This is a genomic window from Allopusillimonas soli, from assembly GCF_004153445.1.
Taxonomy (GTDB): Bacteria; Pseudomonadota; Gammaproteobacteria; order Burkholderiales; family Burkholderiaceae_B; genus Allopusillimonas; species Allopusillimonas soli.
This window is the reverse complement of the sequence record NZ_SDQC01000004.1, coordinates 49,231-75,159: the sequence shown is the minus strand read 5'-3', so window position 1 is coordinate 75,159 and position 25,929 is coordinate 49,231. Positions and strand designations below refer to the sequence as shown.

28 protein-coding genes are annotated in these 25,929 nt (G+C 62.9%); 7 read left to right on the top strand and 21 right to left on the bottom strand.

The window, feature by feature from the left end; all coding sequences use genetic code 11:
- The first annotated feature begins 4 nt into the window (after positions 1-4).
- The 5 genes from cobA to ERD78_RS13210 all read left to right on the top strand — a co-directional run bounded on the left by cobA (position 5) and on the right by ERD78_RS13210 (position 3,127).
- A complete protein-coding gene (gene cobA, locus ERD78_RS13230; RefSeq protein WP_129969796.1) occupies positions 5-937 on the top strand; it encodes a uroporphyrinogen-III C-methyltransferase in 933 nt (310 codons plus the stop codon).
- On the top strand, positions 903-1,460 hold the full coding sequence (locus ERD78_RS13225; RefSeq protein WP_129969795.1) for a DNA-3-methyladenine glycosylase I: 558 nt from the start codon (positions 903-905) through the stop codon (positions 1,458-1,460). Before cobA ends, ERD78_RS13225 begins: the two co-directional genes overlap by 35 nt.
- On the top strand, positions 1,457-2,173 hold the full coding sequence (locus ERD78_RS13220) for a nitroreductase (protein WP_129969794.1): 717 nt from the start codon (positions 1,457-1,459) through the stop codon (positions 2,171-2,173). The genes ERD78_RS13225 and ERD78_RS13220 overlap by 4 nt, the downstream gene beginning before the upstream one ends.
- Positions 2,174-2,289: 116 nt before the next feature.
- Positions 2,290-2,730 (top strand): Hsp20/alpha crystallin family protein, encoded by a 441-nt coding sequence (locus tag ERD78_RS13215; protein ID WP_218940860.1) that lies wholly within the window; start codon positions 2,290-2,292, stop codon positions 2,728-2,730.
- A 13-nt stretch (positions 2,731-2,743) separates the two neighbouring features.
- Positions 2,744-3,127 carry an Hsp20/alpha crystallin family protein gene (locus ERD78_RS13210; RefSeq protein WP_129969793.1) on the top strand — a complete coding sequence of 128 codons (384 nt, stop codon included), beginning with the start codon at positions 2,744-2,746 and terminating at the stop codon, positions 3,125-3,127.
- A gap of 15 nt (positions 3,128-3,142) precedes the next feature.
- Here ERD78_RS13210 and ERD78_RS13205 read toward each other — a convergent pair whose 3' ends face one another.
- The 21 genes from ERD78_RS13205 to ERD78_RS13105 all read right to left on the bottom strand — a co-directional run bounded on the left by ERD78_RS13205 (position 3,143) and on the right by ERD78_RS13105 (position 23,497).
- Positions 3,143-3,607: a hotdog family protein gene (locus ERD78_RS13205; protein WP_129969792.1), complete on the bottom strand. Its 465-nt coding sequence runs from the start codon at positions 3,605-3,607 to the stop codon at positions 3,143-3,145.
- Positions 3,608-3,619: 12 nt separating this feature from the next.
- Positions 3,620-4,072 (bottom strand): MaoC family dehydratase, encoded by a 453-nt coding sequence (locus ERD78_RS13200; protein WP_129969791.1) that lies wholly within the window; start codon positions 4,070-4,072, stop codon positions 3,620-3,622.
- Between the two features lie 26 nt (positions 4,073-4,098).
- A complete protein-coding gene (locus ERD78_RS13195; RefSeq protein WP_129969790.1) occupies positions 4,099-5,265 on the bottom strand; it encodes an acyl-CoA dehydrogenase family protein in 1,167 nt (388 codons plus the stop codon).
- Positions 5,266-5,274: 9 nt separating this feature from the next.
- Positions 5,275-6,291 (bottom strand): TRAP transporter substrate-binding protein, encoded by a 1,017-nt coding sequence (locus ERD78_RS13190; protein WP_129969789.1) that lies wholly within the window; start codon positions 6,289-6,291, stop codon positions 5,275-5,277.
- Positions 6,288-7,319, bottom strand: a complete 1,032-nt coding sequence (locus tag ERD78_RS13185) for a TRAP transporter substrate-binding protein (RefSeq protein ID WP_129969788.1) — start codon at positions 7,317-7,319, stop codon at positions 6,288-6,290. The genes ERD78_RS13190 and ERD78_RS13185 overlap by 4 nt, the downstream gene beginning before the upstream one ends.
- A 71-nt stretch (positions 7,320-7,390) precedes the next feature.
- Positions 7,391-8,683 carry a TRAP transporter large permease gene (locus ERD78_RS13180; RefSeq protein WP_129969787.1) on the bottom strand — a complete coding sequence of 431 codons (1,293 nt, stop codon included), beginning with the start codon at positions 8,681-8,683 and terminating at the stop codon, positions 7,391-7,393.
- Positions 8,683-9,234 carry a TRAP transporter small permease gene (locus tag ERD78_RS13175; RefSeq protein WP_129969786.1) on the bottom strand — a complete coding sequence of 184 codons (552 nt, stop codon included), beginning with the start codon at positions 9,232-9,234 and terminating at the stop codon, positions 8,683-8,685. The genes ERD78_RS13180 and ERD78_RS13175 overlap by 1 nt, the downstream gene beginning before the upstream one ends.
- A 48-nt stretch (positions 9,235-9,282) precedes the next feature.
- A complete protein-coding gene (locus ERD78_RS13170) occupies positions 9,283-10,017 on the bottom strand; it encodes an IclR family transcriptional regulator (protein WP_129969785.1) in 735 nt (244 codons plus the stop codon).
- Complete coding sequence (locus tag ERD78_RS13165; RefSeq protein ID WP_180029211.1) at positions 10,014-11,348, bottom strand: acetyl-CoA hydrolase/transferase family protein; 1,335 nt, start codon at positions 11,346-11,348, stop codon at positions 10,014-10,016. The genes ERD78_RS13170 and ERD78_RS13165 overlap by 4 nt, the downstream gene beginning before the upstream one ends.
- Complete coding sequence (locus ERD78_RS13160) at positions 11,345-12,562, bottom strand: CaiB/BaiF CoA transferase family protein (protein WP_129969784.1); 1,218 nt, start codon at positions 12,560-12,562, stop codon at positions 11,345-11,347. Before ERD78_RS13160 ends, ERD78_RS13165 begins: the two co-directional genes overlap by 4 nt.
- Positions 12,563-12,767: 205 nt before the next feature.
- Positions 12,768-13,919, bottom strand: coding sequence for a CaiB/BaiF CoA transferase family protein (locus tag ERD78_RS13155; protein ID WP_129969783.1), 1,152 nt, complete (start codon positions 13,917-13,919; stop codon positions 12,768-12,770).
- Positions 13,920-13,990: 71 nt separating this feature from the next.
- Positions 13,991-14,869, bottom strand: a complete 879-nt coding sequence (locus ERD78_RS13150) for an HpcH/HpaI aldolase/citrate lyase family protein (protein WP_245152469.1) — start codon at positions 14,867-14,869, stop codon at positions 13,991-13,993.
- 145 nt (positions 14,870-15,014) lie between these two features.
- Positions 15,015-15,803: an IclR family transcriptional regulator gene (locus tag ERD78_RS13145; RefSeq protein ID WP_129969782.1), complete on the bottom strand. Its 789-nt coding sequence runs from the start codon at positions 15,801-15,803 to the stop codon at positions 15,015-15,017.
- Between the two features lie 73 nt (positions 15,804-15,876).
- Entirely contained in the window at positions 15,877-16,482 is a 606-nt protein-coding gene (locus ERD78_RS13140; protein ID WP_129969781.1) for a cysteine dioxygenase family protein, read from the bottom strand.
- A 45-nt stretch (positions 16,483-16,527) separates the two neighbouring features.
- Positions 16,528-17,274 (bottom strand): enoyl-CoA hydratase/isomerase family protein, encoded by a 747-nt coding sequence (locus ERD78_RS13135; RefSeq protein ID WP_129969780.1) that lies wholly within the window; start codon positions 17,272-17,274, stop codon positions 16,528-16,530.
- On the bottom strand, positions 17,271-18,770 hold the full coding sequence (locus ERD78_RS13130; protein WP_129969779.1) for a class I adenylate-forming enzyme family protein: 1,500 nt from the start codon (positions 18,768-18,770) through the stop codon (positions 17,271-17,273). Before ERD78_RS13130 ends, ERD78_RS13135 begins: the two co-directional genes overlap by 4 nt.
- An 8-nt stretch (positions 18,771-18,778) precedes the next feature.
- On the bottom strand, positions 18,779-19,759 hold the full coding sequence (locus ERD78_RS13125; RefSeq protein ID WP_129969778.1) for a Bug family tripartite tricarboxylate transporter substrate binding protein: 981 nt from the start codon (positions 19,757-19,759) through the stop codon (positions 18,779-18,781).
- Positions 19,760-19,886: 127 nt separating this feature from the next.
- Complete coding sequence (locus ERD78_RS13120; protein WP_129969777.1) at positions 19,887-20,228, bottom strand: carboxymuconolactone decarboxylase family protein; 342 nt, start codon at positions 20,226-20,228, stop codon at positions 19,887-19,889.
- Positions 20,229-20,267: 39 nt separating this feature from the next.
- Positions 20,268-21,470, bottom strand: coding sequence for a mandelate racemase/muconate lactonizing enzyme family protein (locus ERD78_RS13115; RefSeq protein WP_129969776.1), 1,203 nt, complete (start codon positions 21,468-21,470; stop codon positions 20,268-20,270).
- Positions 21,471-21,542: 72 nt separating this feature from the next.
- Positions 21,543-22,346 carry an enoyl-CoA hydratase/isomerase family protein gene (locus ERD78_RS13110; protein WP_129969775.1) on the bottom strand — a complete coding sequence of 268 codons (804 nt, stop codon included), beginning with the start codon at positions 22,344-22,346 and terminating at the stop codon, positions 21,543-21,545.
- On the bottom strand, positions 22,343-23,497 hold the full coding sequence (locus ERD78_RS13105) for a CaiB/BaiF CoA transferase family protein (protein ID WP_129969774.1): 1,155 nt from the start codon (positions 23,495-23,497) through the stop codon (positions 22,343-22,345). The genes ERD78_RS13110 and ERD78_RS13105 overlap by 4 nt, the downstream gene beginning before the upstream one ends.
- A gap of 288 nt (positions 23,498-23,785) precedes the next feature.
- On the opposite strand from ERD78_RS13105, the gene selD reads away from it, so the two are divergent.
- Complete coding sequence (gene selD / locus ERD78_RS13100; RefSeq protein WP_129969773.1) at positions 23,786-24,820, top strand: selenide, water dikinase SelD; 1,035 nt, start codon at positions 23,786-23,788, stop codon at positions 24,818-24,820.
- A complete protein-coding gene (mnmH, locus tag ERD78_RS13095; RefSeq protein WP_129969772.1) occupies positions 24,820-25,914 on the top strand; it encodes a tRNA 2-selenouridine(34) synthase MnmH in 1,095 nt (364 codons plus the stop codon). Before selD ends, mnmH begins: the two co-directional genes overlap by 1 nt.
- The last annotated feature ends 15 nt before the right edge of the window (positions 25,915-25,929 follow it).

Genomic DNA, 25,929 nt, shown 5'->3' with positions numbered 1-25,929 from the left:
TGACATGACGCCTCCTTCTTCCCATCCTTTGCCATTGCCGCGGCGCAAGCCCGCATCCGGCCGTTCCGGGACGGCGCACGAAACCGCTGCCGCGCCGCCACCCGCGCAGGGCCGCGTGTGGCTGGTAGGTGCGGGACCGGGCGATCCCGAGCTGTTGACCCTGAAAGCCCTACGCGTGCTGCGTCAGTGCGACGTCTGGCTGGTCGACGATCTGGTCGGCCCCGGTATCCTGGAGCTGGCCGCACCCGGCACCCGCATCCTGCGCGTGGGCAAACGCGGCGGGTGCACATCCACACCCCAGGCTTTCATCCTGCGCCTGATGGCACGCCATGCGCGCCAAGGCCGCATGGTGGCGCGCGTAAAGGGCGGCGACCCTTTCATCTTCGGACGGGGCGGCGAGGAGAGCGCATGGCTGGCCGAACGCGGCATACGCGTGGACAGCGTCAGCGGTGTTACCGCCGGGCTGGCCGCCGGCAGCGCGTTGGGCATCCCGCTGACCCACCGCGAAGTGTCGCGCGGCGTGATATTCGTCACGGCGCGCACAGCCGACGATAGCCATCCCGCATGGGAAGCGCTCGCACGCAGCGGCCTGACTGTTGTCTGCTACATGGGCATGGGCAAGGCAGCGCCGCTGGTGCAGGCATTGCTGCAGGCCGGCTTCGCACCCGATCTGCCGGTGGCCGTGGCAGAGCGGGTATCGTGCAGCGATCAGCGCGCGCTGGTGACCCGCCTGCGCGATCTGCCTCGCGACATTGCCCTGCGCGGCTTGCGCAGCCCCGCCGTCATCATTCTGGGCGAGGCCGTGGCCCACCGCTGTGCGGTCGAGGATAGAATAGACGCTATCACCCTGATCGAATACAGCATGCCCGGCCCGTGCGCCGGCGCCCCCGGAGCCTCATTTCATGAAACGCTGTCACTGGTGCACGAACGACCCTGACTATATTGCATACCATGATGCCGAGTGGGGCACGCCTTCGCGCGACCCGCGGCATCTGTTCGAAATGCTGTTGCTGGAGGGATTCCAGGCGGGCTTATCCTGGATCACCGTCCTCAAGAAGCGACCCCGCTACCGCCAGGTTCTGTTCGGCTTCGACCCCGGCAAAGTCGCTGCCATGAGCGACGACTATATCGAGAACACGCTCATGCGGGATGCCGGCATCATCCGCAATCGCCTCAAGCTCAATGCTGCACGGCGCAACGCGCGCGCATGGCTGACCCTCGACGACCCTGTGGAAACAATGTGGTCATTCACGCAGGGGCATCCGCTGGTCAACCATTATGCGCGCCACGAAGATATCCCCCTGGTGACGCCCCAGGCCGAGTCCATGAGCCGTGTGCTCAAGAAAGCGGGCTTCACGTTCGTCGGCCCCACCATCTGCCAGTCCTACCTGCAGGCCATAGGCTGCATCATGGATCACACTACAGACTGTTTCCGCTACACCGAACTCGCCCGGCCATGACGCTACACAGTGCCTCTTCCCCCCTGTCCGATTCCGTCACCCGGGCCATTACCTCGCGCCGCAGCGTGCGGGGCTTCCTGCCGCGGCCTGTGGAGCATGCCGTGCTGTGCGAAATACTGCGAGCCGCCGCCCATGCGCCCAGCGGCAGCAATATCCAGCCGTGGAAGGTCCATGTCGTGCAGGGCGAGGTACGCGACCGCCTGTCGCGCGCCCTGCTGCAGGCCCATGAAGAAGGCCGTCCCGCGCAGCGCGAGTACCAGTACTACCCGGTGAGCTGGCGCGAACCCTATCTGGCGCGCCGCCGGGAAACCGGCTGGGGGCTGTACAGCATGCTCGGCATCAAGAAGGGCGACCGCGAGGCCAGCGCCGTGCAGCATGGGCGCAACTATGTATTCTTCGACGCGCCCGTCGTGCTGCTGTTTACCATAGACGACGATCTTGAAAAAGGCAGCTGGCTGGATTACGGCATGTTTCTGCAAAGCATCATGGTGGCCGCACGCGGCCATGGCCTGCACACCTGCCCACAGGCCGCGCTGGCCAACTATCCCGATATCGTCAAGGAAATACTTGGCATCGCACAAGACCAGACCATCGTATGCGGCATTTCCATGGGTTACGAAGACCCCGACTGCGTAGCTAACCGCTACCGGCCCGACCGTATCGGCCTGGACGAGTTCGTGACCTTCCACGGCGCGGACGCCGCCGTGGCATAGCGCTCCAGCCTCTCCCGGCACGGCGTTTGCCGGCTGGGTGTGCGGGGGCGCGGCGCAATCCGCGTCCTTCCGGAGCCCCGACAGGGGATGCCGGCGCACACTCTGAAGGAGGCAGCATGATCTACCGATCTCCCTTTTCGCGCAATCTGTTCGCGGAGCTGGACCGCATGCAGCGCGACATGCAGCAGGCCCTCGGCCTGGCTCCGACCATACGCGGCTCCACCTGGGGCGGCTTTCCCGCCATGAACATGGGCCACACACCCGACGCAGTCCTGGTCTATGTATTTGTGCCGGGTGTCAACGCCGATGAAATCGACGCCCACATCGAGAAAGGCGTGCTGGTCATCGCCGGTCAGCGCGGCATAGAACGGCAGCAAGATACGGACTATCAGGCCGTCCATATCGATGAGCGCTTCTCGGGACGCTTTCGCCGTGTGGTCACCCTGCCCGAGGATGCGGACGAAAGTACCGTGGACGCGCGCTTTCGCGACGGCGTCCTGCAGATCCGGATTCCACGCAAGCAGGTCGCCCAGCCGCGGAAAATCACCATTCAATAAGCGAGGGACTATCATGGTCAATAATGACTCCGACACCACGCTGCCCGAAGAAAGCGGCGAGACGCCCGCATCCGTCGTGCCCGCGGTCGACGTCTGCGAGGACGTCCAGGGCATCACGCTCTGGGCCGACATGCCCGGCGTCCCCAAGGACAAGCTGTCCATTCATATCAATGACAACGCCCTGACCATCGAGGGCGCCATCACGCTGGACGTGCCGCCCGACATGCAGGCCATTCACGCCGAGATCATGCACGCTCGGTACCGGCGCGTCTTCACCTTGTCGCGCGATCTGGACGCCGACAAGGTGGATGCCTCGTATCTCAATGGCGTCCTGCGCCTGCGCATTCCCAAGGTTTCACAGGAGCGGGCACGGCGCATCGAGGTGCAGGTCGCCTGAACACAGCGCGGGGCGCTAGGCAGGCCTGCGCTTCATGATGCGCAGCGGTGTGTATTCAAGCACCGTGACCCCATCCTGATTAACAACCTGGTTGCGGGTGCGTATATGGCCTCTGTGCCCCTTGCTGGCTTCACGCAGCTCGATCACCTCGCACTCCACGTGTATCGTGTCATTGACCTGCGTAGGCGCCTTTACATCGAGCTGCGCGTTGAGAAACGCAAGGCCCGTGCCCTGCATGAATGGCGTCAGCAGGCCTTCGGCGCAGGCGTACACCAGCGCGGCGGGTACCGGCCGGCCCTTGATGGCCATGCCTTCCCGCGAGTGGGCATTGGCGAACAGCTCCTCCGTCAGCCAGCTCAGATTCACGAAATTGACGAGATCGGTTTCCGTGATGGTCCTGCCCACGGTGCGAAGTCGCTCGCCCAGTGCCAGATCGTCCCAGTAGCAGCCTTGTCCTATGGTGCGTATTGCCTGCGTCATGTCTCGCTCCCGTCAGGCCGGACGACGTTTCATGAAAGCGGCGCGCCGGCACAGGCAGACCGTTTCCCCGCGCTGATTGATGCCCCGATGCTCGAATTCCACAATGCCCGCGTCGGGGCGCGATTTGCTTTCCCGCACCGACACGACCGTGGTCTCCACGCGCAGGGTATCGCCATGGAAAACGGGGTTGTCGAAGCGGACATCGCTCATGCCCAGGTTCGCAATCGTCGTACCCAGCGTTGTCTCCGTTACCGTGATGCCTATGACCAGTCCCAGGGTGAACAGACTGTTCACCAGGCGCTGCCCGAACTGCGTGCCCGCCGAAAACTCCGCATCCACATGCAGCGGCTGGGGGTTCATGGTCAGCGCGGAGAACAGGGTGTTGTCCATTTCCGTAACCGTGCGGGTAAACGCATGCTTGAATACGCGGCCCGGCTCGAATTCCTCAAAATACAGCCCAGACATGGGATCTCCTCGTTGATGATTGATGGTCAATAGGATTTGGGCAGGCCCAGCACCTTTTCCGCAATGAAGCACAGTACAAGCTGCGGGCTGACCGGCGCAATGCGTGGGATGAATATTTCCCGCATGTAGCGCTCCACATGATATTCCTTGGCGTAGCCAAAGCCGCCATGCGTCATCACCGCCGTCTGGCAGGCGTTGAAACCCGCTTCGCCCGCCAGGTACTTGGCGGCATTGGCCTGCGCGCCGCAAGACTCGCCCCGGTCATAAAGCGTGGCGGCGTTGAACACCATGAGGTTCGCCGCCTCCAGCTCCATCCAGCACTTCGCCAGTGGGTGCTGGATGCTCTGGTTTTGCCCTATGGGCCGATTGAACACCACGCGCTCGCGCGCATAGTCCGTGGCCCGGCGCAGCGCGGCGCGGCCCAGACCCACCGCCTCGGATGCAATCAGGATGCGTTCGGCGTTCATGCCATGCATAATGTACCGAAAGCCTTTCCCTTCCTCGCCAATACGGTCCTCGACGGGCACTTCGAGGCCATCGATGAACAGCTCGTTCGAATCCACCGCCTTGCGCCCCATTTTCTCTATCTCGCGCACCTGAACGCGGGTGCGATCAAGATCGGTGTAGAACAGGCTGAGCCCATCGGTATGGTTCCTCACTTCCTCCAGCGGCGTCGTGCGCGCAAGTATCAACATTTTCTCCGCCACCTGGGCCGTCGAGATCCACACTTTCGCGCCGTTCATCACATACTTGTCGCCGTGCCGGTCTGCGCGCAGTTTGAGCTGCGTCGTATTGAGCCCGGTATTGGGTTCGGTCACGGCAAAACAAGCCCTCTCTTTGCCCTGCACGAGCGGCGGCAGCATGCGCTGCTTCTGCTCCTCGGTGGCAAACTCCACCACAGGATTGAGTCCGAAGATATTCATGTGCACCGCCGATGCGCCGCTCAGGCCCGCGCCGGACTGGCTGATGGCCTGCATCATGACCGCTGCTTCGGTGATGCCAAGGCCAGTGCCGCCATAGGCCTCGGGAATGCAGATGCCCAGCCAGCCGTCACGCGCGAGGGCCTGGTGCAGCTCCTGCGGAAATCCGCCCTTCTTGTCTTTCTCCAGCCAGTACTGATCGTCGAAACGCTCGCAGATCTTCGCGATGGCATCGCGTATGGTTTCCTGCTCTTGCGTAAATGAAAAATCCATGAAAGTCCCCTACTGCTCCAGCGCCTTGTGGAATGCGGCCAGCAATTCACTGCCCGGCTTGCCCCGCGCATCCAGCGCTTCCGCCCAGGCCTTGCTGACGTCCGTCGTCTTCTTCTTGATCACATCGCGATCACCGCCTTCGAAGTGCACGAACTGCACCCCCTTGGCCTTGATTTTCTCGATGTCCGTTTTGGTGTCTTTATCCGTCATGCTGCAGGCGCGTTTGCTGGTCTCCCGGCCAACCTCATCCATGATCTTGCGCGCCTCGGGAGAAAGCTTGTTCCAGCGCGATTCGCTCATGACGTAGGTCAGGACCGCGCTGCCGAAATTCTCGCCGACTGTTCCGTAGCCCGTGATGCCGGCAAGATCGTAGGACAGGAGGCTCGCATAGGGGAACAGCATGCCGTCCACTGTTCCGCGCGACAGCGACTCGTACAGCTCGGGCGCGGCCATGCGTACCGACACCGCGCCGAAGCTGCGCACCGTGGCCTCCATGGCGCCGCCGGATGTGCGAAGCTTCAACCCCTCCAGGCTCTTGATGTTTTCTATCGGCTTCTTGCCCGAAAATACCTGGTACGGTGGCAGAACCAGGGTAAACATGAGCCTCACCCCATTGGGCTTGAATTCTTTCTGCGCAAGAATTCCGTCGTCGCGCGCCAGTTTTTCATAAGCCATGGTGGCCGAACATGAGTCCGAGAAGCTGCCCGGCAACTCGGCCACGGCCGTGAGCGGCATCTTGTCCGACGCATAGGACGGCACGACATACCCCACGTCCGCCACGCCGGATTGCGTCAGCGCCAGCAGGTCCTTGGCCTTGCCGAGCTGCTCCGCCGGGTAATACTGGAACTTGACTTCGCCCTTGGTGCGTTTCGTGATCTCCTCCATCCAGTACTTCGTGGCATAGTTCGAGAAAAAATGGCCGACGGGCAGCGAGTCCGCCACCCGCAGCGTCACGTCAGCCGCCGCCTGGCCGGCGTACGCCAGGCCCGCCGTGAAGGCAACCGCCATCAATGTCCTGATTTTCATTTCAATGCCTCCTGAAAAGCCTTGAGAACCTCCGTACCGGCCTTGCCGCGGCCATCCAATTCCTTGGCCCATTCCTGGCCCACACTGCTCATCAGCGCGTGCGCCTTCTTCTTGTCCGCGTCGGACAGGGTTACCAGCTTGTCGCCGGCCTTTTCTATGGTCTTGGCGTCGGCGCTTTCGTGTTCCTGGGATATCTTGCACGCACTGGCCGTGATGTCCTCGCCAGCCTTGATCATGGCCTGCTGCACGTTCTCGGGAAGCGCCTTCCAGCGTTTCTCACTGATGACGTAATTCACGATGAAGCTGCCGAAGTTTTCGCCCACGGTCGAGTTCTTGACCATGCCTTGCAAGTCGTAGGACAGGATGCTTGAATAAGGAAACAGCATGCCGTCTATGGTGCCGCGCGACAACGCCTCGTGCACTTCGGGCGTTGCCATCTGAATGGGCACCGCACCCAGCTTGCGCACCGCGATTTCCTTGGCGCCGCCACTGGTGCGTATCTTCAGGCCCTGCAGGCTGTCCAGGCCGTCTATGGTCTTCTCGCCAAGAAACACCTGGTATGGCGGAAGCACCAGCGTGAACAGCACGCGGACGCCCTGGGGGGCGAATTCCTTTTGATCCAGCAGGCCGCCGGGTTTAGCCAGCTTCCAATAGGCCTGTGTTCCTTCGCATGAAGATGAAAACTCGCCCGGCAGTTCCGCCACCGCGGCCAGCGGCATCTTGTCGCTCACGAACGATGGCGCCACATAGGCGATGTCGGCAACACCGGACTGCGTCAGCGACAGCATGTCCTTAGCCTTGCCAAGTTGCTGCCCGGGGAAGTACTTGAAGTCCACCGCGCCGTCGGTCAGCTTCTTGACTTCTTCCATGAAGGGGTGGGTGGCCGCCTTGGGGATATAGTGTCCCGGCGGGAACGAGTCGGCCACTCGCAGCGACACCGTGTCGGCAGCGTGCCCCGGCTGGCAAAGCGCGGCAAGCAGCGCGGCGCATGAATAGGGCAATAGGCGTCTTATCGTTGCGGTTTTCATTTTGTTGTCTCCTTATGAATGCCGTTTCCCCGGTGCGGGGTCGCGGGCAGTGCGTGTGCAGCAAAATCGGATTATTCACCCCGCATGGTCGATGGCAGCCACAGAATGATCTGCGGGAAAATGACAAACAGGGCAATGATGAACACATGGGCAATCACATGCGGTGTCACACCCCAGAAGATCTCCGCCAGCGGCCTGCCTGTATAGCGCGCCACGACAAAGGCATTGAGCCCCACCGGAGGTGTCACCATGCCCACCTCCGCGGTGACGATCACGATCACGCCGAACCAGACCGGGTCAAACCCCAGCGATGTCACGAGCGGCAGAACAATGGGGACGGTCAGGATCAGAATGGCAACCTGATCCATGACGCAGCCCAGCAGCACATAGCCGAACAGAATCATGGCGATGACGACCCAGCGCGAAGCGCCCAGCTCGCTCACCCACTGCACCATGTTCTGGGTGCTCTGGGTCAGGGTGAAGAAATATCCGAATATATGCGCCCCCAAAATGATGAGAACGATCATGCAGCTTGTATGCGCCGCGCGGCTCAGCGCGCCCGTGGCCGTGCGCAGGGTTATTTTTCCTGCGCGCCATGCCAGCAGGAAGGCGCCGAAGGCCCCAATGCCCGACGCTTCCGTGGGTGTCGCCACGCCCGTGTAGATGAGGCCGGTCACCGCCATGAACAGAAACAGCATGGCCCATACCACTTTGAGCGAGCGCAGCTTTTCCACGAAGGAGTAGGCCCGCCCCGTTGGCGCGCGCGAACGGTCCGTCATGACCAGCAGGTACACCGTGGCCATGATGGTGAGCGTGACGAGGATGCCGGGGATGACGCCGCCCACCAACAGGCGTCCTATGCTGACATCGGCAATGATGCCGTACAGGACCAGCGCAATACTCGGCGGTATGAGCATGGCAAGGGTGCCCGAGATGGCCACCACGCCGCACGCGACCTTGGGCTCGTAGCCTTGCTTGAGCATGGCCGGAATCGTTGTCGCCGACAGGGTGGCCGCCGATGCCGTGCTTGAGCCCGAGATGGCGCCAAAGCCCGCCCCCGCGAGCGCCGTGGCCATGCCCAGGCCGCCGGGCACGCGCCCCACGCAAGTGGCCGCGGCCTTGAACAAGTTATCGGCCACGCCACTCAGTATGACGAACTCGGCCATGAGCAGGAACATGGGGATGGAGATCAACTCGTAGGAGCTTGCCGATGACATCGGGCTGGTGTCCAGAATGCCCAGCACCATTGACAGGCCACCCATGCCATACAGGCCCGCGGCTCCCGCAACAGCCATGGCCAGGCCCACAGGCGTACCCATGGCCAGCAGCACAACCAGAAAAAGCAATATCCAGGTCGTCAGCATCAGTGCGCCTCCCCGGATCCGGACACGGGAGGCAGCGCAATGATGGAACGCCCCGCGGCCCAGGACAGCAGATGCCCAGCAAAGCGGAACACCATGCGCAGCAGCATGACGCCAGAACCGATTGCCACGAGCAGGTTCGCAAGCCACGTTGGCCACGCGATATTGCCCGCTATCACCTCGTCGCCCGTATAGCTTACGATGGTACGCACAATGGCCATGTATACGATGCCTGCGAAAACCAGGCTTGCGCAGCCATAGCCCACGGCATCGGCGGCGTGGCGCAGGCGGTCCGACATTCGATGCAACAGCAGATCGACGGCTATGTGGCCGTTGGCATTGAGCGTATCCGACAGCGAGAAGAAAAAGAGACCCACCATGAGATACAGCGAGATCAGTTCATAGGACCAGCCCAGCGGTGAATTGAAGAAATAGCGCAGCACCACGTCGATGACCACGATGATCATGATCAGAAACATCATGAGGCATGCGACATAGTTCAACGCGCGTTCGCATGCCGTCAGGATGCGATTGACCCGTTCTATATGTGCCACAGAATCTCCTCCTGGAATATTGTTGTTGATCTGAAAACGGTGCAGGCACTAATGGCCCGCTTCGATGGCCTGCTGAGTCTTCAGGAGCTTTTTTGCATGCGCCTCCAGATTGGCCTGCATGCGGTATACGGGGCCGGCGATGGAAATGCCATAACGTTCCCCGCCCATGGAGACCGTAACGGCAACGCCGCCCAGGTCCTCCACACTTTCCTTGACATTGCAATACCAGCCCCGCTTGCGCGACCGCGCGATGTCGTCAAGCAGCGCCTTGCGGCTGGTGAGCGTGGCGGACGTCAGGCGCGTGAGTTTCATGCGCGATACGAGCTTGCGCAGGTCGTCATCGGCCATGGCGCCAAGAAAGGCCTTGCCCACGGAGCTGGAATGCAGAAACTTCGCGTCACCCACCTGTGCGTGATAACGCACACTGTTGGAGGACTCGAAGACATCGAGATAGACAATATGGTCGCCGCGACGGTTGCTGAAAGCGATGGTTTCGCCGGTGGCATCGCGCAAGCGCTCGAGAAAGGGCGCCACGCGCTCCAGAATGGGGTCGTTCTCGGCGATGCGATGCGCCACATCCAGCAGACGCTTGGTGGGATAGAGACTCTTGCGGGCTGCCACCATGTACACATAGCCACGCGACTCGAGCGTGCGCACCAGTGCGAAGCAGCTCGATACCGGCATGTTCAGGGCGCTGGCGAGCTCGGACAGCGTCAATGGCTCTTGCGTGCGCGCAAAGGCCTCGAAAAGATCCAGAGTACGGGCGGCGGTCTTGACTGTCATGCGCGATTTCCGTCCTGAAAAAAAGTAGGCCGCGCTGCCCGCAGCGCTGCCTCGAGCCCCGCCCGGTGGTCGGGATGGGCAATGGCAATCATGCGCCGCGCGCGTTCAGCCAGCGGCTGGCCGCGCAATTGCGCGGCCCCCCATTCGGTGACGATGATGTCGGCGTCGGCGCGCGGGCTGGTCACCACATCCTGCGTCAGTTGGCAAACGATGCGGCTGACGCTTGCCCGACGGGCGGTGGATGGCAGGGCAATGATGGAGCGCCCGCCCCGCGACCGCAACGCGCCGCGAATGAAGTCGAGCTGGCCGCCCACCGCGCCGACATAGCGCCCGTTGGCGACTTCGCCGTTGACCTGCCCCGTAAGATCGACTTCGACGGCGGAATTGATGGCCACGAATCGATCCAGGTCCGCCAGCGTGCCGATATCGTGCGTATAGCGGTATGGGTGCAGGCGATAGCCGGGATTGCCCTGCGCATGGCGGTACAGGCGTTCCGTGCCAAACATCACGGCCGTCACTGTCAGGCCGCGATCACGCGTCTTGCGTGCGTTGGTCACCGTGCCGCATTCGATCAGATCGACCACGCCGTCGGAAATCATGCCCGAATGGATGCCCAGGTCGCGATGCCCGCGCAGCCCGCCCAGAATGGCATCTGGAATCGCGCCTATGCCGGTTTCCAATACGGCACCATCCGGAATAAACGCGCAGGCGTGCCGGGCAATTCGTTTTTCCGTTTCGCCCGCCGGCGCCGAGGGCAATTCGGGCAAGGCATCGTCTACCGGCACGACGGCGTCAATGCGTATGCCATCGAGCGCATCCTCGCCGCAGTACGTCCAGGGCATGCGCGCGTTGACCTGCGCAATGACCACGCGCGCCCTGCGCGCCGCCTCCAGCAGGTAGTCGTTGGCAATGCCGGGGCTGCATTTCCCATCGGGCCCCGGTTCGCTCAGGTGCAGAAACACCACGTCGCATGCCAGCAGGCCCTCGTCGATAAGCCGAGGGATGGTCGAACAATGAACGGGAATGACGTCCATGAGACCGTCTGAGATCAGGGCGCTATTGTCGCCAATGCCGCAATAGCTCTGCAGCGCAAGCCCATCGACACCGCCCGGCCGCAATGTGCCGCAATATGAAGGCCCCACGAAAACCCGGCAGCCGCCCAAGGCGTGTCGCTGACGTACCACGGCCCGGGAGAGGGCAAGCGGCTCGGCTGGCCCCTGACCCCACAGAATAGTGTCGCCCGGACGGATAAAGCGACGCAGATCGAGCTGATCCGCGGACAACGTCCGCAGCTGGTCCGCGCATGCCGGTGTCACGTGCGCCAGCGTCATTCGGCCTCCTGCGGGGCTTCGGCCAGATGGGTGATTCCATCACGCGCCATGGCGGCAATCTCGTCGGCGTCATAGCCGGCCTCGGCCAGAACCTCTGCGCTATGCTCGCCAAAACGCGGCGCGGGGCGTCCCGGCCTGGGCTGAGAATCCGACCAGCTCGCAGGCACGCCAACCGACCGCACGCGGCCCTCGCTCGGATGGTCTTCCCACTGGAAAAAACCAACTTCGCGCAGATGGGGATCTTCCAGAATGGAATCCATGTCGTGCAGCGGCATGCAGGGGATATCGGCTTCCTCCAGCAAAGCCAGCCATTCCTCTGTCCCGCGCTCAAGAAAGATCTTGCCCACCATGGCCTGCAGGTCGTCGATGTTGCGCGTGCGTGTATCCAGATCGGCCAGGCGCGGATCGGACATGGCCTCCGGCCGCCCGATGATGCGGAAGAATGACGCCCACTGCTTGTCGTTGTAGATGACTGCGCACACGTAGCCATCGCGCGTGCGATAGGGGCGGCGGTTGGCGGCCAGCAGTCGCGCATAGCCGGTGGGGCCCTCGGGCGGATCGAATGTCTCCCCCGCAATGTGGTCGCTGAGCAGATGGCTGACCATGGTCTCGAACATGGGCACATCGATGCGCTGGCCCCGGCCTGTTCGCTCGCGATGATAAAGCGCCCCGCACAGCGCCGCCACGGCGTACAGCCCGACGGTGCGATCCACGATATTGGACGGCACATATCTGGGCACATCGGATCCCGATGCCTTGATCAGGGAAGGCAGCCCTATGGCGCCCTGGATGAGGTCGTCGAATGCAGGCTTGGCGGCATAAGGGCCGCCCTGGCCGAAGCCGAAGGTGCCCAGGTATATGATGCGCGGATTAACACCCGAAACAGTCTCGTAGTCCAGGCCCAGACGCGCCATGGCCCGCGGCCGCACGTTGTACAGCAGCACGTCGGATCTGGCGGCGAGGCGAAGCAGCGCTTCCCGCCCGCGCGGCTGTTTGGCATCTATCACCACCGAGCGCTTGCTGCGATTGATGTGCAGAAACAAGGCGCCCATGCCGGGATGCCGCAGGGGCCCCAGACCGCGCACCAGGTCGCCCTGCGGAGACTCCACCTTGATGACTTCCGCGCCCATGTCGCCCAGAACCTGGGACGCGTACGGCCCCATGAGGACCGTTGTCATGTCCAGTATCCGCACTCCCTCCAGTGGACCACCCATTGCTGCCGCTCTCCTGTTTTTCGAGCCTGCGGGCGCCTTGATGCGCCATCCTGCTTTTCACAGATGCGAATTGTTTTTCTGTATCCAGCAAAAGAATAACAAGGCGCACAGCGCGCGACAAGCCCCTCTTTCTGGGGGCTTACACTAATGCACGGCATTATTTGCTATGTGTCAGTCGGCGCTATGTGTCAGTCGGCGCTATGTATCAGTCGGTGCCGGCGATGTCCCGGCGTATCACATCGCCGTCCTGATCCAGGCTGGGCGGCAGGCGGCGGATGTCGCCGGGCGTGCGAGAGAACGTCACCGGAATACCGGTAAGCGTGATTCGCCCCTCGGTCGGATGCACTGCCGTATGAAAAAAACCGATATCGCGCAGATGCGGGTCATCCAGCAGGTCTTCCAATGCCGACACCGGCGCCACCGGAATGTCGGCATCTTCAAGCAGCGTGATCCAGGCCTGGGTGCTGCGCCCGGCCACGATATCCGCCACCAGGGCGTACATGTGTCCGATCTCTGCCGCACGCTGCGCCGGATCCATGAAGCGGGGATTGCGTGCATGCTCGGGATGGCCCGCCAGTTCGAAGAACCGGCGCCACTGCTCCGTGGTGTAGGGCAGCATGCTGATGTAGCCGTCCAACGTGCGGTAAGGCTTGCGATGAGGCGACAGAACACGGCCATAGCCCATGGGCGCATCGCATTGCTCGAAGGTCGCACCGGCCATGTGCTCGACCAGATTGAACGACACCATGGTTTCAAACATGGGCACCTCGATGGCCTGGCCCAGGCCGGACTTTTCGCGCTCGTACAGCGCCATGCCTATGGCGCTCGCGGCTGCCATGCCTGCAATCTTGTCGGCGGCTACCGTGTTGACATAGGCCGGCTCGCGGCCCTCGCCACGCCCCTGGAGACCGGCCAGCCCGCTACGCGCCTGGATGATGTCGTCAAAGGCCGGGCGCCCCGCGTAGCGGCCCTTTTCAGAAAAGCCGTAGACGCCGCAGTAGATCAGCCTGGGATTCTCCTTTTGCAACGCCTCATAGGCAAGACCCAGCCTTCGCATGGCCTGCGGGCGTATGCTCGAAACCAGCACGTCGGCATCCGCAAGCAGGGATTTGAGCACAGCAACGTCAGCTTCCTGCTTCAGGTTCAACACCACGCTGCGCTTGTTGCGGTTCAGCTGCATGAAAGCGGCGCTCATGCCAGGATGCACAGCGGGCGCCACATGCCGAAACAGATCGCCTTCGGGCGACTCCACCTTGATGACATCGGCGCCCATGTCGCCCAGTATCTGCGTTGCATGCGGACCCATGCCCACAGCGGTCAGATCAATGATGCGTACTCCCGCAAGCGGCCCCGACATGAGAGATCCTCCTTTGATGGTTTGCTCGGCAAGGCGTTGCCGGCGGCGGTGGCGCCACGGCGCGCTGCGCGCTAGGCCACGCCGAGTATCTTGCGCGCGAGCTTCAGATGCGGCGTATCCAGCATCTTGCCGTCCAGGGTGGCCACACCGACATCCGCGCTGGCCTCAAACGCGGCGATAACGCGCGTCGCCCATTCATGCGATGCTGCATCCGGGGTCATCGCCTCGTTGATGACAGGCACCTGGCCCGGATGGATGGCCGCCTTGGCCGTGAATCCATCCCGATAAGCCTGGCGAGCTTCGCGTCGGAGGCCATCCGGATTATTGATCTCGGTGGGTACGGTATCGATGGCGGGCACACCCGCCGCGGCAGCGGCAAACAGACAAAGCGAGCGCACCAGCGTGAAAGGCGCCGTCCATGCCTGCGCATCCTCCTCGCACTTGCTGGCCAGGGCGCCCACATCACCCGAGAGGTCTTCGGCACCCCACATCATTCCCGCGAGACGAGGCCCGGCCTGCGTATATTCATTGAGGTGCGCCAGCGATTCGGCGGTCTCTGTGACGATGGCGATGATGGATGTCTCGCGGCCGGTACGCCCGCCCGGGTGCAGGTGCTCGAAGGCTTCCAGGTAATGCGCGAGCCTGAGCAGATCGGCTGCCCCGGCGCATTTGGGTAAAACCACCCCGGCTGGCCGATGAGGCATGACTGCGGCAAGGTCAGCCAGCGTCATGCCGGTGGACAGCGCATTGACGCGAACATACAGTGCGGGCAAATCATCTGCGTCGCGCTGCGCATCCAGGAAACCCGCCAGGCAGCGGCGCCCATCCTCCTTGCGCGCGAGCGACACGGCGTCCTCAAGATCGAAAATGAGCGCATCGGCGCCGCTTTGCAACGATTTCTCGAGCTTGCGCTCGCTATCGGCGGGTACGAACAGCAGCGATCGCATCATGGCTGGCCCCCCATTGCCTTGTCGCGGCTCGCCGTCGAGCGCGGCGCTACAGTCTGTGCAGCATTCATTTCTCTCTTCCTCCGGTGCCGGTCTTGCCGACAATACGCATGGGTTTTATATCGCGACGCGGGAACGTGCGTCGAACTTATGATAGCCCGGCCTTGGCGCCGCGGCGCCGCGGCGCCGCGTCTCTGTAGCCCATGTCGCGCGATATGGCCACAGCGCAGCTGACCACCTCGGGTGCGAAACGCCTGACCTGAGCCGGTGTAAGCCGGTCGAGCGGCCCCGATATGCCCACCGCCGCCATGGGCTGGCCCAGGCTGTCGAAAACTACCCGCGCCACGCCACCCACGCCTTCGCGCCACTCCCCTCTGTTGACGGCATAACCCTGCTTCAGTGTGCGCGCGAGGTCATCGCGCAGCGCGGAAAGGCTGGTGAGCGTTGCGCGCGTATGCGATATCAAGGCATCGGCGCGCGCTTCGACATAGCTGGCTGGCTGATAGGCCAGCAAGGCCTTGCCCGTGGCCACGGCATAGGCGGGCGCACGTCCGCCAACCATGGAATAGGCGCGTATAGGCTGCGGCGAATCGATCTTGTCGATGTACACCACATCGAAGCCGTCAAGCACAGACAGATGCACGGTTTCTCCCGTCTTGTCGGCAAGCGCCTGCATCAGGGGCGAGGCCACCTTGCGGATATCGAGCTGCGCCAGCTGCCGCGCACCCAGTTCGAACAGGCGTATCGTGCCGCGATAGCCGCCGCCGCGCTCGTCCCGGGCCACATAGCCCGCATGTATCAGCGTCTGCAGCGTACGATGCGCATTGCTGCGCGTCAGGCCAACCAGCGCAGCCAGCTCGTCCACGGTGCGGGGCGGCTGGTCCATGTCGGTCACGGCCTCAAGGACCATGAGCCCCTTCAATAGTGTCTTGTCCATTGCCCAGAACCCAGTTTGCAATGCTGAGAAGATAGCATGGGCCGCAGGACAGGCAATCTTCCGCGCCGGCGGACTAGGCCGCGCGGACGCTGGCGGAGCGGTCCCACAGATTGGGCACCTGCCTGGATGAGTAGCCGGACACGAACGGCCGCGCCTGGCCCGTGCGCGTGTCGTACACATGCCGCACGATGGCCCCGATATTGCCGCCGTACATATGCACGCTGATCGAGGCGCGCCTGCGCTGCGCATTCCAGACTTTATGTATGTCGCCGTCGCGCGGCGACAGTACCTCAACCTCGCCGGGAGCGAGCCGAACCGGCTCGCCAAGCGCTTCGTAGCCCCCCTCGGCGGTACGGGCATAGCGCTGGCTCATCTCGCCGCCGCGCAGCATACCCACATAGCCCCAGACCGTATGGTCGTGCACCGGCGTGGACTGGCCGGGGCCCCATACAAAGCTCACGATGCAGAAACGCTCACATGGATCGCAATGCAGCAGGTACTGTTGATAGTGAGCCGGATCCGGACGCGCACAATCGGCCGGCAGCCAGTCGTCATGACTCACCAGACGCTGGAATGCCGTGAGAAGCGACGCCGGCGGCATCTCCGCCAGAAGTCCCTGATCCGCCAGCCGCGTGGCCTGCACGACAAACTGGCGTAGTCGATCAATTCCTGGTTCCATTTCCTGCTCCTTCGCCCCCGCGCAGCAGGCTGGGCAACGCGGTCGCTAGTTTCCTTTGAACATGGGATTGCGCTTCTGCGCAAAGCTGTCGAGGCCTTCCTGAAAGTCATGGCTGCGAAACACACGCTCGTTCTCGCGCCAGGCATGTCCGGCCACTTCGACAGGGCTTTGCGGCACAGTCGCGGCGGCGAACCGCTTGAGCATGGTCATGACCAGCGGCGCGTTGTCAGCCAGACGGCGCGCAAGCTTCATCGCCTCCTCCAGATGCTGCCCCGGCGGCACCAGGCGATTGACCATGCCTACCTCGTAGGCCCTGCGCGCGTCAATGACCTCGCCCAGAAGCATGAGCTCCATCGCGACCTTGAGCGGTATGCGTGCCGCCAGCGATGCGATCATGCCGCCGGCGAAACCCATCTTGGCTTCCGGATACGTGAACTTGGCGTCTTCGGTCGCCACACACAGGTCGCACATCTGCGTGAGCACAATGGCCCCGCCTATGCACCAGCCGCTGATCGCGGCAATAAGCGGCTTTTCTATGAGCACGCCCACACCCGGTGTGAAGCTGCGGTAGTCGGGTGGCGCGGAGGACTTCATGTCCTTGCCCGCCGAGAAGGCCTTGTTCCCCACGCTGGTGAGAATACCGACGCGATCTTCCTCGGTGTCGCGCAAGCGCTCCCACGCCTTGGCCAAGCCGGCCTCCACTTCCGGCCCGATGGCGTTGAGCCTGTCCGGCCGGTTGATGGATATGACGGCGATTCCGTCTTTCGATTCGTAGGTTACGGCATCATTCACAGCATGTCTCCAAGTTGCTCCCTGAGTCGATGTTTCAGCACCTTGCCGTTGGGTGCGACAGGCAAGGACTGCACGAAGAGAATGCGGCTGGGTCGCTTGTATGGCGACAGCCGCTGCGTGAGAAAATCGCGCAGCGCGGCTTCGGTCAACTGTCGGAGCGGTGCCGGTTCGACGATGGCGACGATCTCCTCGTTGCCGTCCTGCGCAACGCCCAGCACGGCCGAATATTGCACTCCCTCGTAGGCGTTAAGGGCGGTTTCCACTTCCAGCGGCGACACATTGAAGCCCGATCTGATGATCAAGTCCTTGCTGCGTCCTTCGATATGGATGCGCCCGTCGGGTGTCAGGCGTGCGAGATCCTGGGTATTGAACCAGCCGTCGGGCTTGAGCACTTCGCGTGTACGCTCCGGCATGCGGAAATAGCCTTTCATCACGCAAGGGCCCCGCACCCATAGTTCGCCCGTGCCGCCCATCCCGACCGGCTTGCCGCGCGCATCAAGCACGCGCGCCTCCATGCCCGGGTTGGGCGGGCCCACCGAGCAATCGGCACTCTCCTCCTCGAGCCTCGTCCAGGCGCTTGCCGACGCTTCCGTCAGGCCGTAGCCATTGTGCAGCGTCAGACCAAACGCCGACTCGGTCTGCGCCTTGAGCGCCGGATCCAGGGGCGCGCCGCCCACGGCGATGAAGCGCAGGGCGCTTTGCAGCCGCTCTCCTCGCGGCATGGCCTGGACCAGTCGCGCGAACATGGCGGGCGCTCCCTGCAGGATGGTGATGCCGTCCTCGCGCAGCGCCCGCAGGCAATCGTCCTTGGAGAAGCGCGGCACCAGACGGATATGCGCGCCGGCCGACAAGGTGCCAATCAGCCCTGAAGACAGGCCCATGACATGCGTAATCGGCAATATGCCATAGACCCGGTCGGCGTGCGTCAGATGGCGCTGCCGAACCATGAGGGCGCCGATGTGGAGCAGATTCGCATGCGTAAGCATGACGCCCTTGGGCTTGCCTGTACTACCGGTGGTATAGATCATCGCGGCCACCTGGCTGGCCGGATCCGAATCCACGGGCTCGGCTTCGCTTGCGCCGTCCAGGTCTCCCACCGCAACATTGCCGAACGGCGCGGCCACTGCTGCCGCCTGATGCCGCTCGGCATGCGCCTGTGCGGAAGGGGAGTTGTCCACCACAAAGACCACCGTACGCGGCTGCGCGTGCGCATGGACGGCATCAACCTCCATTGCGGCGCGGCGTGCATTCTCAAGCACAGCCCAGGCATCCAGCCTGCCCGCCGCAAGAATGAGCGCGGCAAGCGCTGCGCCATTCTCGCCTATCAGCATCACGCGATCGCCGGCACCCACGCCTCGTTCACGCAGAAAACATGCCGCCTCATCGACTCGCATTGCAAGCATGCGATACGACCAATCGTGATGCGCGTCAGACACTGCCGGCGCATCGGGCGTGGCTTGCGCCCATTGCGACAGGCAGTCCGCCAGACGTTTCATGATGCCTCCTATTGCGGCTCGACGTTCATCTTTCTGGTGAGCTTGCCCCAACGATCCATTTCGGCCCGCACATAGCGGTCGAATGCCTGCGGACTGCTCTGCACCGGCGTTGCACCCAACTTCTGGAGCACTTGCAGCACGGCCGGATCCTTCAGCACTTCATTGACCTCCTTGCTGAGCCGTTCGGCAATCGCATCGGGCGTCTTGATTGGCGCCCAGATACCGTACCAAGCCGTAACGTCATAGGAAGGCAGGGTTTCCGAGATTGCGGGCAGATCCGGCGAATACGACGAGCGATCCTTGGTGGTCACCCCCAGCCCGCGCAGCTGCCCCGAGCTGATGTAGGGAAACACTTCATTGGCGAACACCATGCTGGTCTGCCCGCCCAAGGTGGATTGGATCGCCGGCGCACCACCTTTGAAAGGCGCGGTGATGATATTGACGTCGGCCAGTGTCTTGAACAGTTCGCAGGACAGATAGGGCGACGAACCCACACCCGAAACGGCGCAGCTCAACTTGCCGGGTTCTTTTTTTGCCAGCTCGATCAACTCTTTCACGTTCTTCGCCGGCAGCGACTTGTTCACGGCAAGATAGTTGGGCACCGTCACGATCTGCGTGACCGGCTTCAGGTCGGTAAGCAGGTTGTACAAAGGCTTCTTGTAGAAATAAGCATTGAGCACGTTGGAAATACTACCCAGCACCAAGGTGTAGCCATCGGGCTCGGCGCGCACCACATACTCCGAACCGATCATGCTGCCCGCACCGGGTTTGTTCTCCACCACGATGGTCTGCCCCAGTTGCGGCCCGAGCTTATCGGAAATGGCTCGTCCGAGAATATCTGTTGCGCCGCCTGGCGCATAGGGAATGATCATCCGTATGGGCTGGTCGTCGGGCCAGGCGGCCTGTGCCGACGGTGGCGCCAGCCATGCCAGCGCGGCAAATGCCGCCGTCAATCCCATGCCTATCGTTTTTCTTGCCTCGTTCTTCATTCCACGCTCCTTTGCGCCGTGGGCTGAACTGCCGCCGTCGGGCCTTTTATGGTTTGTGCGACACTGAATCAATCCTTGTGGTTGCCGGCGAGCAGGTGCTGCGCCGATGCGCCGGCGGCATGCGGCCTTACTCCGAAAACTGATTGAACGCTTCCATGGCGCGCGCGGAATACACATACGCGGCCCCGGCGTTCAAGGCAATGGCTGTGCCAAGCGCCTCGGCTACCTCCTCGGCTGTTGCGCCCGCCTGGCGCGCCGCCGCCGAATGCGAAGAAATGCAGCCATCGCAGCGCGTGGTGACGGCCACGGCCAGCGCGATCAACTCGCGGGTCTTGGCGTCAAGCGCCGTGCCCTCGCCCAGTGATTTGTTCAGCCCCTGATAGGCCTTGACAAGGGGCGGGTTCTTTTCGGCCAGCGCGCTTCCAGCCTTGCGCAGGTTGCTCAGGGTGCTTTTCCAATCTATCCACATGCTGTCTTTCCTCTCCATCCAATTGAACAAGTGCCCGCGTCAGGAACGGGGCCGCGGCTTGATCAGGCCTCCGCCGGCCTTCGGCGGATGCGCCCGTATTGCTTCTTCGATGGGGTCAGTGCCCCAGCCCGGGCGGTCGGGCACGACGAGGTGGCCGTCCTGGTATTCGGGCACGTGCGTGAACAGCTCGTCATCCCACGCAAGCCGGTCCACATCGGTTTCCATGATCCGGAAGTTCGGCACCGTGCAGGCAAACTGCGCATTCATCATGGTGCACAAATGGCCGTAGAAGTTGTGAGGCGCCACATTCACTTCATGGATGTCCGCAAGGTCGGCAATTTTTCGTGACTGCCACGCACCGTTCCAGACCACATCCACAATGGCCACATCCACCGCGTTCTTCTGGAAGTAAGGCAGGAACTCCCGCCCGCCGAACAGTGTTTCGCAGGAACTGATGGGATGCGGGCTGTGGTTCCGGATGTAGGCCAGCGCATCGGGACTGTAACTGTCGATCTCCACCCAGAAAATGTCTTGATCGGCAATCGCGCGCAGCAGCTTCAGATAGCCTTCGGTCTTGGCGTTGAAATTCAGGTCCAGCAGAATATCCATGTCCGGCCCCGCGCCATCGCGCAAAGCCTCGATGCATGCCTGCAGGTTGCGTACAAGCCCGCGCTCCACGTTAAGCTCCGGATAGAACGGTGCCGCAAAGCCCGGGCGCCATGCATAGGCGGGCCCGTCGTCAAAAATAAATGTATTGGTCTTCAGGCCGGTGAAGCCCCGCTCCCGAGCTTCCGCGCCCATGGCCCTGACACCGTCCAGATCCGTGACAGCCGGACCGAAGTACTTGGGATGGTTGATGCGCCAGGCAGGACAGTGCGACCAATATACACGCAGCCGATCGCGCACCTTGCCACCCAGCAAGGCATGGCAAGGCACATTCAGCGCCTTGGCATGCAAGTCCAGCAGGGCATTCTCCAGCGCACCCATGCCCTCGGCCACCACGCCGCCGGCGGCGGGACGCGTGCGGCTATATGCCTGGGCATGAAAATACTCAAGACCCGGCACAGGTTGACCCACCAACAGGCCTGACAGCTGCGAGATGACCGCCGTCACGCCGGGCGAGCCAAAGCCTTCGTCATACTCGCTCCAGCCAGTCAGGCCTTCGTCGGTCTCCATCTTCAGAAAATGATAGTTGCGCCATCCCGCATCGCAACTCAGCGTCTCCACCCGCGTAATCTTCACCGCCTTCTCCTTACGTGGATACTGCGCGGCGGTGCCAGAGCGGCACCGTCATTCACGCCTGCGCGCGCCGCATCATGTCCTGTCGGACGCGCCGGTCGCCAAACTCGTCCGGCCCGCCAGCGCCGGTTTCTGCGTTTCCAGATACTGCCCGATGCGGGCCTTCAGCCCCGGCCTGGCAGCCGACCGCACGAGTGCCGCCATGTCGTGCTGACGCTGGACGCTCGCGCCGGGTCCGTCGAGTGCCGCGTACAGGCGGTGTCTGGTATCGCTGTCCAGCGCCGCTGCCGCTTCGCGCGCTTGCTCGATGATTCCACCCCAACTTGCCTCGTCCGCCAAATCGTGGACGAAGCCGCTGGCACGCGCCTGGCCGGCGTCGAAGCTGAGGCTCTCGCCCAATATGCGCAGCGCCTCAGCCTCGCCCACGATTGCGCGCAGGCGCCGCGAACCCAATACCAGCCCGAAGTTCAAGCCCGGCATGCGAAAGCTGGCATCGGACGTGCAGATGCGCCGCCTGCAGGCGGCAAACAGATCCGCGCCGGCGCCATAGTTGCGTCCCTGCGCCAGCGCCAGCGTCATGCAGGGCGCAGTGGCCAGCGTCTCCAGCAACATCTCGATGCGAACGAAACGCAGCAGCAGATCGCCTTCGCTTTGCTCTTCGTAATCCGTGAAATCGAAGCCTGCGGAGAAATTCCTGCCCTCGCCTTGGAACACAAGCAATGGCACATCCTCCTGCAATGCCGACATCACGCCCTGCAGCAATGCCTCCACCAGATCGGCGCTTAACGCATTGCGCTTGGCCGGCCTGTTGAGAAGAAAAACCCAGTGGTCGGGCTGGCGCATAATGCGCAGGGCGGCGTTCAAAGGCTGCGCGCTCATGACTGCACCGATATGCCGGCAATCACTTCGTCTGTGTGTTCGCCCAGCGCCGGCGGTCGACGCTGGATATCCGCCGTCCTGCCGTCCATGCGTATGGGCGATGCAAACGTCCGCGTTTGCACGCCATTGGGCAGATCCAGGGCCTGCACCCAATTCATGTGCCGCACCTGCTCGTCGTCCAGCACATCCGAATAAGTGTTGATGGGCGCGCAGGGCACACCCGCCTGGCGAAACCGCGCCAGCCAGGCCGTGGCATCGTGTTCGGCGAAAATTTCTTCCAGGATGTCGCGCAACGCCTCCTGGTGTTCCGCCCTGAGCGTCGTGCTCGCAAAGCGCGGATCCGCAAGCAGGTCCATGCGTTCCACGGTGGCGCACACCGCTTTCCACAACGCATCGTTGCCCGCAGCCATGCCGAAATAGCCGCCGCGGCAGCGAAATACCTGATACGGCGCGTTGCGTGGATGCGCCGAGCCCAGTTTCTCAGGATTGATGCCCGTGCCGAAATACTGCGATGTCTGCAATGCCGCGATGCCCAGCGTCGCACCCAGCATGGAAATATCGATATGCGCACCCCGCCCGTCGCGCTCCACTGCGCGCAGCGCCGAGGCAATGGCAAAAGCGGCGTACAGACCGGCGGCAAAATCACACACGGGCACACCGCATTTGACGGGCGCGCCGCCCTGCTCTCCGGTAACACTCATGAGGCCGCTCATGGCCTGCAGCGTCAGGTCGAATCCGCCTTCCTGGCTGCGCGGCCCCGACTGCCCATAGGCCGAAATAGAGCAGTAAAGCAGGCGAGGGTTCAGCGCGCGCATGTGCTCATAACCCAGCCCCAGGCGATCCATGACCCCAGGTCGATTGTTCTCGATCAGCACATCGGCCGAAGCGATCAACCGGCGGGCCGCGTCGCGATCCTGCTCATTCTTCAAATCAAGTGCCGCCGACCGCTTGTTCCGGTTGAGCGACGCAAAATTCTCGCTGTAACCCTGCGTGATGGGCGCCCAGCTACGCAGCGTGTCGCCGCCGCCTGGGTGCTCGATCTTGATGAGATCGGCTCCCATGTCCGCCAGCAGCAACCCGCAGAAGGGGCCTGCCGCCACGTTGCAGATCTCGATAACCCGGACGCCTTCCAGCGTAGATTCCTGCTTCATGCCTCGCCTCGTGAGGAACATCGTGTGGGCAATGCTAATGGAAAAATTTCCATTGCTCAACTTTTAGTACATAGATCCTATTTATTAGGATTTTTGTCATATGCTTATGCTGGAGCGAACGCGGGAAAATGGCTGAAACCCGCGTCAAATATGCCATTTCATAGATTCCTGTGCCACGGCGCAGGTGGCCGCCAACCTATGACGCAGCGGCCGCTTTCGCCGCGCAACCGGCTTTCCCCGCGGCGGCGGGGGTACAATTTTTGGCGATTTCTTTCCGGAGCATCCAGCATGTCAGAACCCATACGCCTCACCCAATACAGCCACGGCGCGGGTTGCGGCTGCAAGATTTCTCCGCGTGTGCTGGACGTCATCCTGGCAGGCAGCGGCGCGCAGAACCATGATGTCAACCTGTGGGTGGGCAACGCTTCGCGCGACGACGCCGCCGTGTTCGGCATCGACGAACAGCAAGGGATCGTATCCACCACCGACTTTTTCATGCCTATCGTGGACGATCCATTCGACTTCGGGCGCATTGCCGCCACCAATGCCATCAGCGATATCTATGCCATGGGCGGCACCCCTCTCATGGCGATCGCCATCCTGGGCTGGCCCGTGAATGTGCTGCCGCCGGAAATCGCCCGCGAAGTCGTGCGGGGTGGGCGCACAGCCTGCGATGCGGCGGGCATTGCCCTGGCGGGCGGACACTCCATCGATGCGCCCGAGCCTATTTTCGGTCTGGCCGTGACCGGCGCGGTGCGCCGTGAGCATCTCAAGCGCAATGACACCGCCACCCAGGGATGCGTGCTGTTCCTGACCAAGCCCTTGGGCGTGGGCATTCTGACCACCGCCGAGAAGCAGGGGAGGCTGCGGCCGCAAGACAGGCATGTGGCACGCGACTGGATGTGCACGCCCAACACGGCAGGCAGCCGCTTCGGCACCCTGCCCGCCGTCAAGGCCATGACGGATGTCACCGGTTTCGGCCTGCTGGGCCATCTGCTGGAAATGGCCGATGGCAGCGGGCTGACGGCATATCTCGACTACGACGCGGTACCCCGCATTCCAGGCATCGATCATTATCTTTCTCAAGGTTGCGTCCCGGGCGGGACACAGCGCAACTTCGACAGCTATGGGCAGGGCGTCGCCCCCATGCGGGAAGAACAGCGCCTGCTGCTTTGCGATCCCCAGACCAGCGGCGGCCTGCTCGTGGCGGTCGAACCGGCAGAGGTGAACGACTTTCTGGCACAGGCCGCCGCGCTGGGCCTGCGGCTCTCGCCCATTGGGCACCTGGGGCCGCGGCAGCCTCATGGCGTCGTGGTGAACTGATGCGCGGCGACACGCAGGACTATCGCGCGCTGTTCCTGGCCGATACGCCCATGATGGACATGCGCGCACCCGTGGAGTTCGCCAGGGGTGCGTTTCCACATGCCGTAAACCTGCCGCTGATGACCGACAGCGAGCGCGAGGCCGTGGGCACCTGCTATGCCAGGCAAGGCCAGCAGGCAGCCATTGCGCTGGGCCACAAACTCGTTTCGGGCGCCGTGCGCGACGAACGCATCGCCGCATGGGTCCGTTTCGCGCGCCGGCATCCGGACGGGTATCTGTACTGCTTCCGCGGCGGGCTGCGCTCCCAGATCGCCCAGCAATGGCTGGCGCAAGCCGGCATAGACTATCCTCGTGTCGCGGGCGGCTACAAGGCGCTGCGCGCCTATCTCGCCGGTGTGATGGCGCAGGCCTTTCAAACCGGCCGTTTCGTACTGGTTGGCGGGCTGACCGGTAGCGGCAAGACGGCGCTGCTGCACGAGCTGGAACATGCAATCGACCTGGAAGGCCTGGCGCATCATCGGGGCTCAAGCTTCGGCCGCCACGCAACACCGCAGCCCACGCAAATCGACTTCGAGAACGCGCTGGCCATAGCCTTGCTCAAAAAGCAGGCGCTGGGCCTGCGCGAGCTGGCACTGGAGGAAGAAGGCCGCATGATAGGCAGCTGCAACCTGCCGCTGCCTTTGCGGGATGGCATGCAGCGCTATCCCCTGGTATGGCTGGACGAAGATCTGTCCGCACGCACAGACCGCATCCTGCGGGACTACGTGCTGGACCTATCAGGCGAGTTTGTGGCCTTGCACGGCCCTGAGGCCGGCATGGCGGCCTTTTCGGATCATCTGCTGGCTGGCCTCGCCCGAATCGCCAGGCGGCTGGGCGAGGAGCGCTACCGCCAGTTGGCCGCCCATATGCGACAGGCGCTGAAGTCGCAGGCGGCGGGCAACGGAACCGCGAGCCATCGCGTATGGATAGACCAGTTGCTGCGCCATTATTATGATCCTATGTACGCCTACCAGCGGCGGCAGCGCCAGGATCGCATTATCTTCAGCGGCAATCGCCGGGAGGTGCGGGACTATCTGCGCCGACGCCTGGTTTGAATGCGCAAGCGGTTG

What these genes read in the sequence shown, in the direction of transcription:
- ERD78_RS13125 (WP_129969778.1), bottom strand. Translation starts at nt 19,759, where the DNA reads ATGAAGAACGAGGCAAGAAAAACGATAGGCATGGGATTGACGGCGGCA.
- ERD78_RS13165 (WP_180029211.1), bottom strand. Translation starts at nt 11,348, where the DNA reads ATGACGCTGGCGCACGTGACACCGGCATGCGCGGACCAGCTGCGGACG.
- ERD78_RS13225 (WP_129969795.1), top strand. Translation starts at nt 903, where the DNA reads ATGAAACGCTGTCACTGGTGCACGAACGACCCTGACTATATTGCATAC.
- ERD78_RS13120 (WP_129969777.1), bottom strand. Translation starts at nt 20,228, where the DNA reads ATGTGGATAGATTGGAAAAGCACCCTGAGCAACCTGCGCAAGGCTGGA.
- ERD78_RS13195 (WP_129969790.1), bottom strand. Translation starts at nt 5,265, where the DNA reads ATGGATTTTTCATTTACGCAAGAGCAGGAAACCATACGCGATGCCATC.
- ERD78_RS13150 (WP_245152469.1), bottom strand. Translation starts at nt 14,869, where the DNA reads ATGATGCGATCGCTGCTGTTCGTACCCGCCGATAGCGAGCGCAAGCTC.
- mnmH (WP_129969772.1), top strand. Translation starts at nt 24,820, where the DNA reads ATGCGCGGCGACACGCAGGACTATCGCGCGCTGTTCCTGGCCGATACG.
- ERD78_RS13215 (WP_218940860.1), top strand. Translation starts at nt 2,290, where the DNA reads ATGATCTACCGATCTCCCTTTTCGCGCAATCTGTTCGCGGAGCTGGAC.
- ERD78_RS13155 (WP_129969783.1), bottom strand. Translation starts at nt 13,919, where the DNA reads ATGTCGGGGCCGCTTGCGGGAGTACGCATCATTGATCTGACCGCTGTG.
- ERD78_RS13140 (WP_129969781.1), bottom strand. Translation starts at nt 16,482, where the DNA reads ATGGAACCAGGAATTGATCGACTACGCCAGTTTGTCGTGCAGGCCACG.
- ERD78_RS13160 (WP_129969784.1), bottom strand. Translation starts at nt 12,562, where the DNA reads ATGGGTGGTCCACTGGAGGGAGTGCGGATACTGGACATGACAACGGTC.
- ERD78_RS13105 (WP_129969774.1), bottom strand. Translation starts at nt 23,497, where the DNA reads ATGAAGCAGGAATCTACGCTGGAAGGCGTCCGGGTTATCGAGATCTGC.
- ERD78_RS13170 (WP_129969785.1), bottom strand. Translation starts at nt 10,017, where the DNA reads ATGACAGTCAAGACCGCCGCCCGTACTCTGGATCTTTTCGAGGCCTTT.
- ERD78_RS13180 (WP_129969787.1), bottom strand. Translation starts at nt 8,683, where the DNA reads ATGCTGACGACCTGGATATTGCTTTTTCTGGTTGTGCTGCTGGCCATG.
- ERD78_RS13220 (WP_129969794.1), top strand. Translation starts at nt 1,457, where the DNA reads ATGACGCTACACAGTGCCTCTTCCCCCCTGTCCGATTCCGTCACCCGG.
- ERD78_RS13110 (WP_129969775.1), bottom strand. Translation starts at nt 22,346, where the DNA reads ATGAGCGCGCAGCCTTTGAACGCCGCCCTGCGCATTATGCGCCAGCCC.
- ERD78_RS13200 (WP_129969791.1), bottom strand. Translation starts at nt 4,072, where the DNA reads ATGTCTGGGCTGTATTTTGAGGAATTCGAGCCGGGCCGCGTATTCAAG.
- ERD78_RS13130 (WP_129969779.1), bottom strand. Translation starts at nt 18,770, where the DNA reads ATGAAACGTCTGGCGGACTGCCTGTCGCAATGGGCGCAAGCCACGCCC.
- ERD78_RS13145 (WP_129969782.1), bottom strand. Translation starts at nt 15,803, where the DNA reads ATGGACAAGACACTATTGAAGGGGCTCATGGTCCTTGAGGCCGTGACC.
- ERD78_RS13205 (WP_129969792.1), bottom strand. Translation starts at nt 3,607, where the DNA reads ATGACGCAGGCAATACGCACCATAGGACAAGGCTGCTACTGGGACGAT.
- ERD78_RS13210 (WP_129969793.1), top strand. Translation starts at nt 2,744, where the DNA reads ATGGTCAATAATGACTCCGACACCACGCTGCCCGAAGAAAGCGGCGAG.
- selD (WP_129969773.1), top strand. Translation starts at nt 23,786, where the DNA reads ATGTCAGAACCCATACGCCTCACCCAATACAGCCACGGCGCGGGTTGC.
- ERD78_RS13190 (WP_129969789.1), bottom strand. Translation starts at nt 6,291, where the DNA reads ATGAAAATCAGGACATTGATGGCGGTTGCCTTCACGGCGGGCCTGGCG.
- ERD78_RS13185 (WP_129969788.1), bottom strand. Translation starts at nt 7,319, where the DNA reads ATGAAAACCGCAACGATAAGACGCCTATTGCCCTATTCATGCGCCGCG.
- cobA (WP_129969796.1), top strand. Translation starts at nt 5, where the DNA reads ATGACGCCTCCTTCTTCCCATCCTTTGCCATTGCCGCGGCGCAAGCCC.